Raw genomic sequence first — 16,864 nt, forward strand, 5'->3', positions numbered from 1 at the left:
TCAGGACAAACTCCACAAAACCACGATTGAAAATACGACCGCACCCAGCAATATTGCGGCCGTCCATTTCGACCCCTTCAACTTTTCCAATAAACCGTCTGCGCGGGCTTCGACTGCGGCATGTTGTCTTTCCACCTCTTCCTGAATGGCTTTGATGCGCTTGCGTTGAAACATGGTCACAATAATTCCTCCTGGGTATTGAATAAAAAAGCCCGTTCGGGCAAAAAAAAAAGCGGCTACGCCGCATCTTGCTGTCTTGTTCAAAAAGTTTCGATCATATGTTTACCATTTGATGTCATCCAATTGCTGCCGGATGGGAAAATCGCCGAGGGCAGCAATCATCTCCTGTAATCTCTGCCTCTTACCCGTCAGTTGACCATGCACCCCTGCAAATGCAGCGGCCTTGGCAGTTATTTTGGCTGCCAGATCTGCCTTACTCATACTTCGCGCCTCAGCAGCGCTATCCAGCCAGGGAGTATGGGCTTGAGGATTCGAAAACCATGCCTTTGCTTCCCCTTCCTGTAACGGCCAGCTCTTCACTTCTTCCTCTGGATAAACTGCTGTCAATTCCCTTACCTTGGACTGATAAGCAGTGTTGATACGAGCCACGGCCGCTGCTTTCATTTGATCCGGACTCGGTGCAGTCAACGAGGTGATTTGTTCTGACGCCGCGGCTTTCCATAGATCCACAAATGACTGAAACTCTGCTATGTTTGTGAACAGCGTATTTGCAATATCGTCATACTCTATGTGGCCGCTTGTACCGTTCCACTGCACAGCGCGCACATTGGCCCTCAACGACGATAAATCGACCCGCCTGAATACGCCATCTACTCCAACCGCGCTGTCGTCCCGAATGATTGTCACTCGCATATCTCGCTCTGCTCCAATAAACCGTTACCCTGGACCTTCCTGTTCGCCACTTGCCCTGCCACAAGCAGCACTTGTTGGGTTTTCTCGCTGTGCTTCACCATCTCATTACGGAAGGATTCTGTCGCCGCAGCGCCCTTGCGGGATTCATTGGCTGCGTTGATCATCAGTGTGGGCAGCCAGCCTATAGCGCATCCCCATGAATCGGTTTCCTGTCCTGTGTTGACATTTACGCCGCGAACCTGCACATACCATGGACATCGATAGAGGACAGGTTTGCTGTCTTCGAGCTTAAGCTCTTCACACTTTGCTCCCAGGGGACAATTCGCTGTACGTATTTCCATCAATCCTTACTCGCTATGATTATGTCGATGTACTGCACGGCAAGGTTGATGGCCGTGCCGGTAAAAATATGGCTGTGTGAGCCGCCGCCGCCCGTGTTTTCGAACGAATTTATATTACTGACGAATGGGCCAGAGCCGGCACAAACAAAGCCGGCTCCGGTTTCATCTCCATACGTCGAAATCGAGTGTGTATGCGCCGGTATCTGTGCCGAAGTCAATGTCGTCGCGCTGTTCCAGCCGGAAACCGCCTGCGATGTGAAGGCTGACGTAAAGGCGACTGAACCGCCCGAACCGCCACCGGTGCTTCCCACAACACGCAGTGCCTTATTATGGTGGGTCGTGACCTGAGTCCAGCCTGCCGGAGCCGTCGCCTGAAAAAATGACATAACAGTTCCGGGGGGAATGAGGCTGGCAGGCGCAGCGCCCAGTGTCGCTCTCGCAGCCGCCGCATTATCATCATCCAGCAAGCTCCGGACATAGGAACTCAGATTCGTCAATGCGACTGTGCCCACTCCAGTGAAATACGCCATCTTATCGGCTGACGTTTCCAGGGCGCCAAGCGCCTGGAGATTTGGATTTGCAAGGGATTCCTGCAAGGCGATGCTGGTCACACCGGCAACGAAGTAATCGCCTGCTGCCCAGGTACGGGGAGATGTACCATCCAGTCCTCGTCCTCCTTGCGCGATGATTAAGCTATCGGTCGTACGTGCCTCGATTTTAACAATTTCCCGGTTGCCGGAAGCATCCTTGAATATGCCATAGAAATAATCGCCGATGCCTGGCGATGGAAAGAGAACGCCCTTGCCGGCCTCCACCGTGAAGCTCAATCCCGTTGTCCCACTGGGAGCGGAACTGATGATGGCCTTGCCAAAATTCGAGAACTTGAGTCCCATGTTTTATCTTCGTCTCAGGATTGCTGTCTGGAAGGGCGCTCTGGCATAGCCTCTGGCTACTCTCATGCCTGCCGCCGCCGTCTTGATAATGAACTGTTGCTGGTGATAGGCGGCTAGCTGGATATTGGTATAGGGCTTTTTAGGTGACAGCATTAGCCGCGCCATCGAGCCATGAATGATGGCTTCGCGATATTCGTGAAATAGCGCATCGTCAATCCCTGTACTGATGGCCGAAGGTTTTAACGCGACTGTTATTGTCAATATCCCGTTACTATCCGGAGTTGGAACCAGGGTCAGCGAAGATGGACCGCCAAGAACATATCGTGGTTTACCAGTTTGGCGACGCAAGTTTTTGATCGTGATGTTCTTCTCGCAGGGAAAAGACTCTATTTCTCCTCCATCCAACACTGCATGTATGATGGCATGAACTGCCGCGCCTTCAGGGGGGGAGTAGGCATATTCCGCAATGCCCCCCATTACGAAGACAGGCAGATGCTCGGTTTGCCAGGCCAGGGATTGCTCACAGAACGCTATAGAGGATTGACGCAATGCACTGTCGGCTGCAGCAGATGGGCATCCAGGCAGATCTGGCATCAGCAGATCATAAAAATCGCTCCAGAGTTTCATGGTTGCGCCTCGGAGCCGAACAACTGCATGAACAGAGCCGCACGCCCGGAATTGACATGCTCATCGTCAGACATTTCTGCTCTGGCCGTGACATAATCTGCTACTGTCTGGAGGCATATAGGCGGTAGCGGAAAAGCATCATCCAGGGCGCGTTCCCCATCGGGCAGGTTGTTGAACTCACCTATGAACAGATCCGGCCGCCGTCTGAGAATCTGCAACATCCCCTGATTGGCAAAGGACAGCAACACAGTATCCGAGTAACGCGTTTTGTCTTCATCATTCAGCGGGATACGAGCCAGCTCGACGATTGACTGATATGAGAATGACATCAGTCCGGCGTCTCGTTCTTGGAAAACAGGGTAATCACTTTATGCCGTATGGTTCCCTCGTTTTGACGCCTATCCAGCCGTTCATTGTATTTACGCTCGGCAAACTCAAGCAGAGCTTTTTTGCTCATGGAATGAAAGTCGATCACCGGCAGCGGCTCTTCAACCGGTTTCTCTGCCTGCGCCAGTCCGATCGGCACAACGTTATCCACGGCCTCATCGTAGACGCGCATCCAGGTATCGGAGTAGACGAGCAGCCTCTCAGCAACTTCAGCGCTTACATTCCGCACTTGAGCCGGTTCCCAGCGCAGCCCCACGCCATTGATGCTGTCAATCTTGATGCCGGTGGCAATATATTTGACTTTTGGCATATGAAATCCTCAATAAAAAGGCGATTCCCAGAGACTCTGGGAATCGCCTTTGACTTCCTGATTACTGCTTGCTTTTACTTGACGCCTGTCGCCTCGCCCGCAATGATTGCAGTAATATTGCCCGAAACAAACGCAGTGGCCGGTACAGTTACTGTCAGGATGACGTACACATCTTTTTCGAATTTGATGGGTTGAAATCTCAGATCGGTAAGAGCCACACCGGATAAAATCGTTGTAGCCGCGGAAAAATAATCATCATCCTCGACAGGACCTTGCCCGGGGTCGACTGGGGTATAGCCGATTTTTACAGCAAATGTGGTGCCCCCTGTATCCATATCGTCATTTACTATCCGTAACGCTGTAACACTCATGCCAGCCGGGATTCTGACCGGACGGTAGATGCTTCCAACTACTCCGGATAAGGGCGTTGCTGTCCCATAAACCACCGCGGCATTGCCATAATTGCCCATAGGCATCGCTTTGCTGTTCAGATCTGGTGCGCTAAAAGTGGCCATTTATCTATATCTCTCGAAGAAATGATGGGTGAAGCGGAACATTAAAGTCCCGCTTTCACGTATCAAACGGGTTAAAACCGGTTAAAACGGATTAAAGTGGTACAACCGAGTCAACCGCAATCACACCAAAGTCGGTGGGCACCTTGAAACCTGTTCCATCGTCGATAGAGAAACGGGTTTTCGCTTTGCCACAAACCTTCTCGCCCATCACTTCCAGGTTACTTTCAAAGTTATACCAATGCTCCTTCCATCCGAACTGCATTCCGCTGACCCTGGTTTTTCCATAAGCGACACCCAGTGCTTGTGCGCCCAATAATAATCCGCGCTCAATCGCATAGCCGGCAGTCAATGCTCCATTGACAGCTTGATCGGTTTCTGTTGCAGTTGCCGCGTTTGCTGCGGTAACTATCTTCGTGCTTTCGCCGGGCATAAAGCGGATCGCGCGCTCATTCTTGATCACCAGAATACCATTCCACATTCCAACCTCACCGGCAAACAGCGGGTGGCGCTCGTCAAAATATGCCGCCCGATTGATAGCGTTCTGCTGGAATGCACGTAACGAACCTTCGGTCAAAAGGAGCGAGTACTGATTGGGTGTGGCGAGAAATACCCACATCTTGGAAGTCTGCGCGGCCCGATCCCCTGCCAGTTTGACGGATTGCAGCGGCTGATCCATGTCATCGAGCCTCTTGCGCAGCAGATCCAGATGCGACAAGCGCAGGGCATCCGTTGAAACGATGGATCCCAACTGCTGCCCCCCTGAAGTCAGATTAGCGCCGTTCACTACAAAATGGCGGTTATAGGTAGGTGCCTTCACGGGGTTCACCATTATGGCACCGAAGTTCGGTGCGCTTTGAAGCGGTACTGTCCAGTCCGAACCAGTTTGCGATCCGCGCGCGCCGGCGAGATGTACCAGTGTTTCCTGAGCGTCGAGACGGGGGAAATAACCTGACAATTGTGCCAGGGCAATTTCACGCAACTGATGTTTGGTGCGCTGCTGCGACATGCTGCCACCCGCATCGATGACCTTACTGGATAGATCGATTTTGATCTCCATCGAGGAAAACGAAAGCGCACTGCCCCGTCCTTCACGATTGACATCGCCCATCAGCGGTTCGCCACCCACGGTATCGACCAGATCGAGCGATACGACATCGCCAGCACTCTTCATCAAATTATCGATACGCACAACAGGCATACCCGGATTTGTCTGCCCAGCAATTTTCTGCATTGCTACCGAAGGCTCGACCGGACCGACAAGACTGTCAATCGCTGTGGATCCTTTGAGCGTGTTGGCGAAGAGCGCCGCGCTATAGTGTTTGACTGCCAGTGAACTTCCGCTTGCTACGTTTGTTTCAGCCATTTAATCAATAATCCTTAATCAAGTTCGGCTCTCAGGGCTGCCGCCTGATGCGTGGGCATCTTCATCAACTTCTGAGCAAGTTCAAAAGGACTCAGATTCTCAAGTTGCTCACGTTCAGAGGCTGGATTTGCTCCACCCTGAATATCCGATAGAGTTACAGGCTTCCTCACCGGGGCTGCCTCAAGCTTGGCTTGCACATCCGCTTTCATCATCCCCGGATCGGGCTTCTTTTTTGGAGTGGAGGCTTCCGGCATAATCGCCCTGACACGCCGGACAACCTCCTGGAACCGTTCCGCGTAAGGCTTTCCCACCCACTTCGTATTGGTTCTCAGAATTTCGTCCTGCTTCAGTGCTTCTTCCCAGGCGTCAGCGTCATTAGTTTCCCAATGCACCAGATCGTGGTTATTATCTTTTGCCTCAGCGACTTGCTCTGCAGTGCTCAGTTGGCTTATGCGCTCGGATTCCTCCTTTTCGCGCTCCAGCTCCAGCAGCGTTTGCTCCAGCCTTTCGCCTTGCTTCCGACTCCCCTCAAGCAGTGCACTGAGTACCTGATGAAGTTGAGGCATCTCTTCCTTCAGGGCCTCAAGGTGCGTCTTGAGTTTTTCATCCAGCGCAATGGTCTCTACTTCCTTTGCTTCCTCTTTCCGCGCCAGGAATTCGTCAAGTTTGCCTTGCGCGGACTTTAGCTGCTCACGCAGCGCTGAATTCTCTACCCGCAGTTCCTTGTGCTTCTTGTAGGGAATAGTTCCCTTGCCACTCTTGTTCAGAACGACAGGTTCATCTTCACCTTCATCGTCGCTCACTTTGCTGAACGCGTCGTCTTTCACATCAGAGCTGGATTTCTCCGTTCCCTCTTCCTCAGGTACTTCCTGCCCGCCTAGAATTTCCGCAAGCTTGTCCGGATTGCTTTCCAATATCTCGATTTGTTCCGGCGTAAGATTTGCGATTTGCTCATCCGTAAGCTGATCCACTTCCATCTTTCCTCCAAACTACTTAACCCAGTGAGCGGGCCTGCCCTTAGCAGGGTTCAAAAAAGAAACCCCTGGACAAGCACAAGAATTGCGAATTGCGTTATCCAAGGGTTTCGGGGACTACCACTACATATTGTCGCTAGTGCGTGCGCCTGAGCGAAAACCAATAAAAAGCCGCCAGTGTTTCCAGAGGCGGCTCGATAGACCCTGATTAAACGTTATTGCCGCAACATTCTCAAAGGAGATACTGGCACCCCGCCCATAGCCGTGGAGAAGTTTTCATTCCCCGACCATTGTTTAGCATTTCGTACCCACATTCTCACCTTGTCATAGTCCTGGGCGAGCGTTCTTGGCCCCATCTTGAAATAGGGACCATTTGCGTCCTCATAAGCTGTAGGCACGTTGTACTCTCCGAAAATCTTCACACGATCCAGATAAACCTCACGCCAGCCCACAGCAGTTGTTTGTAGATTTATCCTGATCGTGATGTTGTACCAGCGCCCTTGCTGTAGTTTTGTGACTACAACTGTCTTGCCTATATTGCTTACAGCAGGCAACACCGCAGCAGGCACATTAACAAAGAGCGTATCTCTATCCACCAGACGCAAACCAATATTGACGTGCTTAACCAGCAACTCTTCCCCGGCATCCGGTGTCGGATACCAGGAACCGATGGTAGCAATGTTGTTCGTTGTCCACAGCGGATCAATCATGAAATCTATCGAGGACCAGCACTCGCCAGAATTAGGGAATGACCCGAACCGTATTTCACTTCTATACCCGAAGTTTGTTTGCTGATCCGTCCCGTACAACGTTGTCCTGGCCACTCCGTTAATAATCTCAAGTCGATCAGAAATTCCGGTCCGCATATCATCCCCCGGCCCAGCAACGCCATTTCCCTGTAAGTACGTACCCGAGAAGTCAACGTCAAGAGGAAAATTGAATAACTGAGTCATCAGAATGCGCTCTCCAAAATGAGATGGCCCGGATTCGAGCGAAGCTGTTGAAAAACGCTCGTCAATGTCCCAACAGAGGGCATTGTGTAGTTCGATGGAAGCCTAAGTATTACCAAAGCCCTCGTCGCCATTGCGATACCAAAAGTGGAGTTGGCAGACACAGGAAAGAACGTACCTACGTTGAATGTGTTGGAATTGCGTGTGTCTATCCCGCCGACTAGGGAAGTGTATGAACCTTCAGAGAGAGAATACTCCTCGTCCACCCATATACCGTGCTGCCCCCCTGCGCCGTCCACGGCTATAGCGAAACTGTGCAGACCGCCCGAAATGCTCTTGTGCGCATTTGAAGAATAGGCTTCGGTAGCACCCGTGAGGGCAAAGCTAATGATTCCGGTTGTAGACAAAAAGATGCGAATGCCCCGCTGCCCTGCAGTTGTACCATAGCCATCGCCCATCATTCGAGCGTACGAACTCTCGGCTGTGACTTTGCCAAGCCACCAGATAATCAGCTTCTCGCCACTCGCATAATCGAAGTTTAGATTGGGAATACGCAATACGGAATCGGTTGCGCCGCTTATCGGGTCAATCGTAGACGCATAGCCAGAGTTTGTTGTCCAGAGTTGCGCGACAGACAAGTTTGCGCCACGTGAAGCATGGTTTAGTCCTGTCAGGTCGTAAAATTTATCGTCGTCTGCAACCTGGTTTCCGGCGAAGCCATGAAAGTGGTAATAAGGATGGAATGCGCCGGGATCGTTTGCTTTAGCAGAGCCCAGCGCTATCAGATTATTCTCAACACTTTTATCAAAGGACACAACAGCTCCTTTTCCGTAGACATATCCTGCTACAGTTGTATCATTCAAAAATCGAATCATATTTGCCCTTTCCGTTTATTTAAATATCAAATCGTTCTCTACCCGCAGTTCCTTGTGCTTCTTATAGGCTTATAGGGAATAGTTCCCTTGCCGCTCCTGTTCAGAACGACAGGCTCATCTTCACCTTCATCGTCGCTCTCCTTGCTGAACATAGGGTCCTTCACATCGGTGCTGGATTTCTCCTTTCCCTCTTCCTCCGGTACCTCCCCTGCGCCTAGAATCTCCGCAAGCTTGCCCAGGTCGCTTTCCAATATCTCGATTTGTTCCGGTGCAAGATTTGCGAATTTGCTCACCCGTAAGCTGATCCACTTCCATCTTTTCTCCAAACTACTTAACCCAGTGAGCAGTCTTGAGCAGGGTTCAAAAAAGAAACCCCCGAGCAAGCACAAAAGCGCATTGATCAGGGGTTTCAACACTACGACTACATATTGCGGCTAGCGCATTCACGTGAGCGAAAACCAATAAAAAGCCGCCAATGTTTCCAGAGGCGGCTCTTGATTGATTCTGGTAAGCTCTATCTATATCTCAACGTATAACGCGGAGTGTTCGTTACGTCTTCCACTGCCCCAATATTGGGAGTGTTATAAAACTGTTTTCCGTAGAAGTCCTTGCCCCCCAGGTAGACGCCCTTGCGCTTTATAGCATCCGCCAGAGGGCGATATGAATTATCCAGTTGTGGGTCGCCTGTAATTGTCGATGCTGCCAGAGTGTGCGCGACTGGTACGCCAAATCCATAAAAGCAGTTATTAGATTCCCCAGTCCACGCAGTGGAATCAACTTTGACGGCTGGAAGGGAATTGCGCGTAGTGAAGATGTTATTGCGCACAAGATTTGTCGTATTGTTCGCGCCACCGACCAGATATGCCGCATGCAGTGCGCAATTAACGAACGTATTGTTGAAAATATTGGAGGATTGCCCCGGCCCTTTGTTGCCGAATCCGACCCCAACCTGACAGTTAACTATCAGATTGCCGTAACATGTAATGTTGGTGGCATCAAGAACCAGTATCCCAAATCCGGTAGCTGTATAGGTTGAAGCGCCGTCACCGTGTATATCTCGGAATTCGTTGTTGAATATAACAGTATCATGACAACCGTGGTCAGGCAGCACGCCGCAGCCGTCTATGCTGATTGTTGTGATGTTTTCGGCATAATTGTTGAAGATTCGATATGTACCATACAGGGGATTACAGAAGCCTGTCAGCCCATGAAGCCCGGAACACCAGTTGTTGTAGATGTCGTTTGTTCCAAAGTCTGCTGTTGCGGACAGCTCGAAGCCACTAACCGCGAACCCCCCTCCAAATGTGCCAGATAGGCCTTGATTCCTGATTATATTGTCGTAAACCTTGATTCCACGATTCGCTCCGACAGTCACTGCCGCCACCGTTTTTTTGCATTCCACTTCCAGTGCCACGCTGTTGCAGTTTTCAAACGTGTTGCCAGAAACGATAAGGTCTTCAATTGTGCAGCCTTCAAGGGCCGTCCCGAATAGAGCAAGAAGTTGAACAGTTGCTCGCTGCGCTGAGTTTCTGGAAAACGTGTTATTGCTGATAGTCAGCCGCTTTATCGTACTTGTTACTGCAGCTGTCACGTACCACTGAATACATCCCCCCCCTGGCGATCCCGAGCCACCATTAAAAGTGTTGCCGCTGATGATGGTGTCCTCATAGCCCCACGTATTGAAGGCTCTAAACTTGATTGCGGCTTGAGCGCCACAGGAAAATGTATTGTTTGTGATCCAAAGACCTTTATTCGGTTGACCCCCAGGCGAGATGCAGGCGTCACTCCCCGCATTGATTGTCAGAGCGGTGATGGTCGTATAGTTTCTGTTGCCATCAATGTAGTAGACCCCGGCTCCGAACGTGATTGATCCGGAATGCCCTGGGTAATCCCCTCGAATGGTCACGCGACTGCCTGCCGTCGCCCCGTGGTTGCCGATTGCGAGAATGGCACTGTAAGTATGTGAGTCGCATACATAGAGAGTATCTCCAGGAACAATGCCACCAGCGCCCCAAACAATTTCAGTCCAGCCGCCCCAGGCAGAAGCGTAGGATTGTCCATTGCGCATCCCGCTGTGCGATGTGTTAGGACGAACGAACCAGTTTGCCATTTAGTCCCCCACGAAATGCAGGGCGCGAAAGTATTCCAGCTTGAGAGTGTCGCTGCTGTTTGCTCTCTGCCCGGTAATGTCTACTGTCACCAGATTGGCGAAATTGATGGTGTAGGTTGCCGGCTCGCCTGCGCCTGCCGTCACGTACGCATTGTCATAGGGCTGGATCTGCGATGCCAGCGAATTACGGTTTGCCAGGACGATCAGCGGCGCTTCTTTGACAGACGTAGTGCGCGTGGCACTGTAGACCGTCACGCCGCCAATCCTGACTTTCAGAATCTTGTTATTCGCGCTGTTGGTGAATGTCCAAAGTGGTTCGATCTGAATGATGCTGTTGACGCCTATGATTCCCGCGCGAACAGTGAACGATCCCAGAACCTCATCCGCCGCCGTCAACGCGCATGAGGCAGCCACGGCCGAACTCGACAGCACCTCTACCGGCTTAGTAACTGCTGGATAATCTTCAGCATCACCTTGAGCAATCAAAATCGCTTCAGTCACATCATCAAACCTGGAAATTGCACCCCTACCGTATCTGTATCCCGCCACAGTTTCGTCATTCAGAAACCGAATCATTTTGTTACTCCTTTTATGCGGATAATGCGTTACCTATATGACAATCAGCAATCTTCTCCGCCCCCAGACGGAGTTTTGCGTCATCCATATCCTCTTTGTGCGCCTGCACACGCTCTTTCAAGTCAAATTCGCGTGATTTGTCCTTAAGCTGCTGCTCAGCCTCTCCCAATCTCTGCTGCAACTCACCAATCTGCTCTTGCGCCTCCTGCATCATCCGCTGCATGGCCTGCAATTGCGGGTTATCACGGATGCCAGCCACCTGCCTTAACTGATAGGCCAGCTCATGCCGGTTCGGAACATTGGACAGCTCGAGCATTACCGGATAAAGCACGGCCTGGAACTGAGGGGGTGCGGCTTGTACGATTTGCGACATGGCTTGCAACTGCTGCGCCCGGAATGTCGGAGTAGCGGGAATATCCTCAAGCACAACTTTGACCATTGCAGAAGCAATGTCGTTGTGTACCAACCCATCATCCAGCTGGCGATTCAAATAAACCACCTTGGGTTTATTACCTTGCTGGACTGTAATTTGCGCTGGTTTTCCAATCATGTCCTCCTTGATCAGCGCAAGAAGTTGCTGGCCAACAAGTCGGCGAGCATGGCGAAAATTATCATTGGGCTCCGCCAACACGGTCGAACCCTGCTCCACCAGACTGTTGATCGCCACACCGCTGCTTGCTGAGGTGTGTGCTCCCAGCATAGTGCGGTAGATTCCCCCCACTTCTTCGATTCTGCGCTTGCGTTCCTGCACGAGCTGAAACACCTGGGCGGCAAGCTGATGCTCACGTATCACCCTGAAGCCGCTGGCATTCCTTCGCTGAGAGTTGAGAATGGTCATCGAGCGCAGACTGCTTATATTATTGGCAACCTCCTGATAAGAATTCTGGCTGAGATCGAGCGCATCATTGTCCACTTCGACTTTTACCGAATTGAGGACTTCGTAGAGAAGAATATCCAGATCGATTATCTGATCCTGGGGTCCCCGCATGTCACGAATCAACCCGTAGGGAGCTCGGCTCCTATCCTTGCGAAAGCACCAGAATGGAACGTATGGAAAATCTGAATGAGGTAATGGACTCGGAACGTCCATGAGTTTATGCGGCCCCAACCAGATTGAAACCCGCATCCTGGTGAGAACCGACTTCTGGACCTGCACGAGACCTTGGGCAACCGCTGCCTGATGATATGGATTATCCTCGCTGTATTCGATTATCTTCCCATCAGGCAATACCAGGACGTATGCATCCTCGAAATGCCGATACCATAATTCGGAAAGCCTGACCATACCCGAGTTCCGGTTCAGGTAGTCTTCCTGGTTGCGACTCCATGCCTGCTCGATCTCATACGCTCTCGCCAAGCCGTTGTCATAACCTTCATATACATCGGTGCCGTTCCATCCCTTCCAGCTATTTGCAATGATTTCCGCCCGGTCCGGGAACATAAGTGCAGCCTGAAGCCGGTCTATCCACTTATCTCGTCGCAAATATCGAGCATCGGACAGATCCGGCTCTCTTGAACTCCAGTCCCAGTAAATTTCGTTACGATGCACCTCCCGGACACGATACGGATACTTGAGCGCATCAAATTCCCGGGATATTTCCACCCACCCGATACCCGCCCGAATCATGCTGGAATACGCGTCTGACATGGCCCGGTCTGCGCGTGACTCGGTCTCGGCCTCCTTGATTTTTGCGGAAAGACCTTCCGTGATCTCCCCCTGACTCTCATCATCCGCGGTTACCCTGTAATCAGTTCGGCTACGCGCTTCCAACCCCAACACTGCATTGATCGTCGGCTTGATCAGATTGGAGTCCTGAGGGGGAATACCTGCCATCTTCAGCCGCTCGATCACCTCCGCGCTGGTCTGCGCGCCGTCGTAATAATCACAGTCCGTGTCCGAGTCCGCTCGCCACTTCGGTTGATCCCGAATATCGCGACATATTTTGTCGTAAGCCTCAATTGAAATATCTGCCGTAACACCTGCCTGAGTCATGCCCGCCAACCTTTCATATTAATGCCTCGTGCACTCACAGCCGGTTTATCCTCCTCGATCGCCACAGCAAAATAGCGAAAGGCATCGGCTGCATGGCTGTGATAATCATGTAAGGGTCTTGCGCTGAATTGACCGGAATCGGGATCGACATCAAATCGATAATGCCTCAGGCTCTGCAGGCCTTCTGCACAATTCAGCTCATCAAAATAGCAACGTGGAAAGACGGTTCTCGCCGCGTTGATACCATCATGAATGGAGAGATTTGGCACGATTCTTACTTTTCGCCCCGCTGCAAGCATAATTTCCTCCACGCTACGTCCGGTTGCCAACGTCCGAGCCTTGGCATCGTGTGGTAACCAGTCTGTACCGTACATATACCCTTTGTTTTGCAGCACTCCGATATAATGCTGAATTGGCATCTGACTATTACTGTAGTAATCGATCAACCTGAGTTCGTTGCCAACGGTCTGCGCAAACCAGATGCTGGTGTTGTCGGCCCAGCCGAGATCAAAGAAGGTGTGTACCGGCTTTGCCTCATCATATGGCACACTCCGTATCCTTCCTTCTTCCTGTGCCAATCGAAGCTCCTTCGCATAAACCGCTCCGTCCAACGTTACCCTACAATTCCCTTCCCATACGTTCTGGTAAGCATCCGGGTCACGCGCTTTCAGTTCATCCTTTTCCCGTCGCAGGGTCTCCGGAAACCATGGGTTGTCATTCCAATTGATTTTTACTACGACAGCGTCAACAGGGGGATTGACTACAAACCGCTGATGAGTCTCATCGGTATTGAGCTCAGGGTTGTAAGTCACCCAGATTTCCGACCCCTCTTTACGAATAGTCGGAATAAGCGTATCCCAACTTGTCTTGCTCACTGTCTGTGCTTCTTCCACCCAGACCCTGTCCACACCCTCGAACGACTTGATCCTGGTTACGTTGCTATGCAGACCGGCAAAGATGAACTCGGAACCGTTTGCTCCACGGATAACGTTGTTTTGCACTTCGTAAAATGAGCTTAAACCGATGGCCTCTATCTGAGCTTTCAATAAATGATGCACAGATTCGACGATAGAATTCTGAAATTCTCTCGCACACAAGATGCGCAATGGGGTTGCAGCCGCCTGAATCAATAATGCCCTGCCAACACCCCACGAGTTATGTGTCACCGTACCATCAGCCAGGCAAAACAAGTGATCACCATCTATAGCAAACCCGGCGTAAGGACCTACACCCACACTCTTTATACTGAGGTAGGACAGCATCTTGTCCTTATTTGGATTGTAGTCTTCCTTCTTTATCTGCTTCCGCTTCACCTTGCATGGAATCTTCCAGCAATCTCCATTGATTCCAACTCTCCAAGCAACTCCGTGCACCCCGTTATTTGTACAGACTGTTCTATTTTTGGAAATAGAAGTACGGAAACCAAGTGTATCGGCCAAGAGCTTTACTTCATTAGCAAGCCTCTCGTTTGCAAGCGCTATCTTGTAACCATTTCTAGCCATCGATCCATCTGTATCAATCAGCCCAGCAAGCACTTGAAGCCTGATCTCTTCGCTGTTTGATAGATAGATTTGCGGAATATGCTTGTTCGATACGACACCAAGTTCTTTAAACCCACGCCATACTGGATTTTCTCGCCCGTTTGCTGGGTTCCTGCCTAGCCTGTAATCAGAAGCAAGATTTCCTTTCTTGCCGCCTTTGGTAAAAACCAGATCATTCTCAACGCAAAACTCGCGCATCCATTCAATAATTTCTTCATCGGCAGACGTAATCATCAACTCACGATGAAGACCGTCGCCAAGCCACACACCGAGTAGATAAGGATTAACTGGAACTGGACGCTGATCAAATTGAATCAGACCAGCCTTATATCCGCGAAAGTGATCTTTCCAGCGCTTCGATTGCGCTATGTAATCCCCAATTCGGATGTTTGTCACATCGGGCCAATCTGGATATCTGCCTCTTGGCCTTCTGAGGTTTCCACTTGGCATGGTGCCGCCCGTATCCATCGAACTTGATTTCGATTTTCTGAGGGAAAGTATATGCTCATCATTAACAACGTATGTCATGGCGGAAGTCTGAGAAACTCTAAAAAGTTCAGACTCTCCACGAATCGTGGAGATAACCGTTCTTGGGGTTGAATCAGGCCCCATTACCAGATCCCTAACCCCAACCTCCTCCACAGCCTTGATTGTTCCATCGAACATCAAGACAGGCGTTCCAAGGCCGAGGCATTTCGCTCCTCCCCTCCCCCCATATAAAACCTTGTAGCGTGCCGGTTCAAACAGAAATCTGAGCTTTGACGGAAATTCAGCTCTATGGGAAGTCATAGCACTCGAGCCGCCATTTACGACGATACATTTGGCTCATTGCCTCTATCTTCCGGAGCGACAAAAGCTATCGCGATGTTATGCACTGTAGATTTCCTGGCATCGCCGCCTTCGTGTGTGACAGGTAATTTGTCGCCATATTTCCTTGGTGCCAGTCGTGCGGCATACCACTTGCGCGCATCGATGCGCAATTGCGCGCGTGCAATAACCTCCCGGTTTATGACCTCCCGCCCCTTCTCATCGACATACGTATCTCTTGATCCCTCGTCCGAAATTTCGATGATTTCCTCCGCGTAGGCATCCACGCAAAGCTCCTTGGCGCGTTGATATTGGCGCATAAGCTCTTCGTCACTAGCCAGCCAGTTCCATAAAACCCTCTGACTGATACCGACCTCCACGCACATCGCACGAGCCGACTTTCCAAGTGAAATGCCAGCAAAGATCGCATCAACTACCTCACGCCTCTTTATGGCTCGACTGCTCTTTTTCGGACTCGCAGGCTCTACGCTTATTGCACCCTTTTCTGTTTCCTCGCTGGATACTTCACTCTCGAATTTCCACATGTCCGGCTTTATCAGCGCTTCCCTTTCCATTTCCTTTTACAGGCTCCTCATACCCTTCTTGCATCCTCTCAATACAGCAAGTAATTTGACCTCACATGCCGATCTTTCTTCTATTTCCGTACGCAGCGCTCTATTGATCGTCAGAGGGTCGTCCTTGATTGACACGCGATCAATCGCATAGGCCGACTTGCACTCGGAGGGAGTATCAACGAGACAAGGGACAGCAACAGGTTTCTCGATCACCTGAGTCTGAATCACCGGCTTCCCCGCACAACCGACCAATAAGGTCGCAAAAACCAGCGCCAGGTGGGCTAGCAGGCAGCGATTGAATCGCGAGGAGGCGCTATGGAGATACACGGGGTTGAATCTAATCGGTCTGATGGCGGCTCTGCACATACTCTATCTGCTCTCTCGTGATTGCCTCATACTGATGCCCGGGTGCTACTGATGGAAGGGTGCGTATTTTCTTTGCATGGCTCGTGTGCTTTGCCGCAGCAGCAGTCGCATGACGCATTGCCTCGGCTGCATTTTTTTCTCTCTCAGCCGCCACTTCTGTCAACGTACTCATCGCTGTCCTCACCGACTGGATATCCAATGCGCACTTTTCGTTTGCTGCCGACAATACTGCATTCTGTGAACTCAAGCGCTGCATCTGCGATTCAGATCGCCAATCACTGACAAAGTATCCACCGGTAAAAGCAAGCGCTGCAAAAATGGCAACCAGGATTACTGTAATCCTTGGTCTGATTGCCTCAATTACTGGTTTGACGGCACTAATCATTGATTTGATTGCCGCAATCATTTTCTGGTAAACATTTGTATTATTGCCTCGAAAAATCCGCTAGAAGCGGACATAAAAAAACCCGCTCGAGGCGGGTTGCTGTTACTGCAAATACCGGATACAGGCTTATTGACTCGGCCAGAAAATATTATGAATCTCGTCATTCCAGGCTTGGCCCGGAATCCAACTCACACTCAACAGTGACGTTCGTACTGTTTGCTCGCTGATTCAATAGAATTAACTGAACATGTGAACAGCTGATCTAGAGTTGCTCTCCGTCCTTTGTTTTCCATTCGCTCCGATCTAAGTTGCAAGGATCGAGGTGACGAACGAGACTCAGGGGATGTTTATCGAAGCACCGAGCCTATCGCACTGTCTCAGCTCCGTCTTCTGACATCAATAA

The 16,864-nt window shown here is 50.8% G+C and carries 19 protein-coding genes; all 19 read right to left on the reverse strand.

Annotated elements, in window-relative coordinates; all coding sequences use genetic code 11:
• The 19 genes from ACZ5BW_RS07550 to ACZ5BW_RS07640 all read right to left on the reverse strand — a co-directional run bounded on the left by ACZ5BW_RS07550 (nt 1) and on the right by ACZ5BW_RS07640 (nt 16,461).
• Nucleotides 1-180, reverse strand: a complete 180-nt coding sequence (locus ACZ5BW_RS07550; protein WP_464538544.1) for a hypothetical protein — start codon at nt 178-180, stop codon at nt 1-3.
• 102 nt (nt 181-282) lie between these two features.
• Nucleotides 283-873 carry a hypothetical protein gene (locus ACZ5BW_RS07555; RefSeq protein WP_464538546.1) on the reverse strand — a complete coding sequence of 197 codons (591 nt, stop codon included), beginning with the start codon at nt 871-873 and terminating at the stop codon, nt 283-285.
• Nucleotides 864-1,214: a hypothetical protein gene (locus ACZ5BW_RS07560; protein ID WP_464538548.1), complete on the reverse strand. Its 351-nt coding sequence runs from the start codon at nt 1,212-1,214 to the stop codon at nt 864-866. The genes ACZ5BW_RS07555 and ACZ5BW_RS07560 overlap by 10 nt, the downstream gene beginning before the upstream one ends.
• Complete coding sequence (locus ACZ5BW_RS07565; RefSeq protein ID WP_464538550.1) at nt 1,214-2,107, reverse strand: hypothetical protein; 894 nt, start codon at nt 2,105-2,107, stop codon at nt 1,214-1,216. The genes ACZ5BW_RS07560 and ACZ5BW_RS07565 overlap by 1 nt, the downstream gene beginning before the upstream one ends.
• A 3-nt stretch (nt 2,108-2,110) precedes the next feature.
• Complete coding sequence (locus ACZ5BW_RS07570) at nt 2,111-2,734, reverse strand: phage adaptor protein (RefSeq protein WP_464538552.1); 624 nt, start codon at nt 2,732-2,734, stop codon at nt 2,111-2,113.
• A complete protein-coding gene (locus tag ACZ5BW_RS07575; RefSeq protein ID WP_113068172.1) occupies nt 2,731-3,063 on the reverse strand; it encodes a DUF6682 family protein in 333 nt (110 codons plus the stop codon). Before ACZ5BW_RS07575 ends, ACZ5BW_RS07570 begins: the two co-directional genes overlap by 4 nt.
• Complete coding sequence (locus ACZ5BW_RS07580) at nt 3,063-3,431, reverse strand: hypothetical protein (RefSeq protein WP_464538554.1); 369 nt, start codon at nt 3,429-3,431, stop codon at nt 3,063-3,065. Before ACZ5BW_RS07580 ends, ACZ5BW_RS07575 begins: the two co-directional genes overlap by 1 nt.
• A 74-nt stretch (nt 3,432-3,505) precedes the next feature.
• A complete protein-coding gene (locus tag ACZ5BW_RS07585) occupies nt 3,506-3,946 on the reverse strand; it encodes a hypothetical protein (protein WP_464538556.1) in 441 nt (146 codons plus the stop codon).
• A gap of 91 nt (nt 3,947-4,037) precedes the next feature.
• Nucleotides 4,038-5,309: a phage capsid family protein gene (locus ACZ5BW_RS07590; protein ID WP_464538558.1), complete on the reverse strand. Its 1,272-nt coding sequence runs from the start codon at nt 5,307-5,309 to the stop codon at nt 4,038-4,040.
• A 14-nt stretch (nt 5,310-5,323) separates the two neighbouring features.
• The gene (locus tag ACZ5BW_RS07595; protein WP_464538560.1) at nt 5,324-6,286 is read right to left on the reverse strand and encodes a hypothetical protein; all 963 of its coding nucleotides are present in this window, start codon (nt 6,284-6,286) and stop codon (nt 5,324-5,326) included.
• A gap of 212 nt (nt 6,287-6,498) precedes the next feature.
• The gene (locus tag ACZ5BW_RS07600) at nt 6,499-7,236 is read right to left on the reverse strand and encodes a heparin lyase I family protein (RefSeq protein ID WP_464538562.1); all 738 of its coding nucleotides are present in this window, start codon (nt 7,234-7,236) and stop codon (nt 6,499-6,501) included.
• Nucleotides 7,236-8,048, reverse strand: coding sequence for a hypothetical protein (locus tag ACZ5BW_RS07605; RefSeq protein WP_464538564.1), 813 nt, complete (start codon nt 8,046-8,048; stop codon nt 7,236-7,238). The genes ACZ5BW_RS07600 and ACZ5BW_RS07605 overlap by 1 nt, the downstream gene beginning before the upstream one ends.
• Nucleotides 8,049-8,146: 98 nt before the next feature.
• Nucleotides 8,147-8,401 carry a hypothetical protein gene (locus ACZ5BW_RS07610; RefSeq protein ID WP_464538566.1) on the reverse strand — a complete coding sequence of 85 codons (255 nt, stop codon included), beginning with the start codon at nt 8,399-8,401 and terminating at the stop codon, nt 8,147-8,149.
• 221 nt (nt 8,402-8,622) lie between these two features.
• The gene (locus tag ACZ5BW_RS07615) at nt 8,623-10,218 is read right to left on the reverse strand and encodes a right-handed parallel beta-helix repeat-containing protein (RefSeq protein ID WP_464538568.1); all 1,596 of its coding nucleotides are present in this window, start codon (nt 10,216-10,218) and stop codon (nt 8,623-8,625) included.
• Nucleotides 10,219-10,794 carry a hypothetical protein gene (locus ACZ5BW_RS07620; protein WP_464538570.1) on the reverse strand — a complete coding sequence of 192 codons (576 nt, stop codon included), beginning with the start codon at nt 10,792-10,794 and terminating at the stop codon, nt 10,219-10,221. It lies immediately after the preceding gene.
• Nucleotides 10,795-10,807: 13 nt separating this feature from the next.
• Nucleotides 10,808-12,787, reverse strand: a complete 1,980-nt coding sequence (locus ACZ5BW_RS07625) for a portal protein (RefSeq protein ID WP_464538572.1) — start codon at nt 12,785-12,787, stop codon at nt 10,808-10,810.
• Nucleotides 12,784-15,117, reverse strand: a complete 2,334-nt coding sequence (locus tag ACZ5BW_RS07630) for a PBSX family phage terminase large subunit (protein ID WP_464574120.1) — start codon at nt 15,115-15,117, stop codon at nt 12,784-12,786. Before ACZ5BW_RS07630 ends, ACZ5BW_RS07625 begins: the two co-directional genes overlap by 4 nt.
• Before the next feature lie 17 nt (nt 15,118-15,134).
• Nucleotides 15,135-15,710 (reverse strand): terminase small subunit-like protein, encoded by a 576-nt coding sequence (locus ACZ5BW_RS07635; protein WP_464538574.1) that lies wholly within the window; start codon nt 15,708-15,710, stop codon nt 15,135-15,137.
• A gap of 337 nt (nt 15,711-16,047) precedes the next feature.
• A complete protein-coding gene (locus ACZ5BW_RS07640; RefSeq protein ID WP_464538576.1) occupies nt 16,048-16,461 on the reverse strand; it encodes a hypothetical protein in 414 nt (137 codons plus the stop codon).
• Nucleotides 16,462-16,864: the final 403 nt, after the last annotated feature.

The sequence above is a fragment of the Nitrosospira sp. TNL300 genome, from assembly GCF_055385915.1.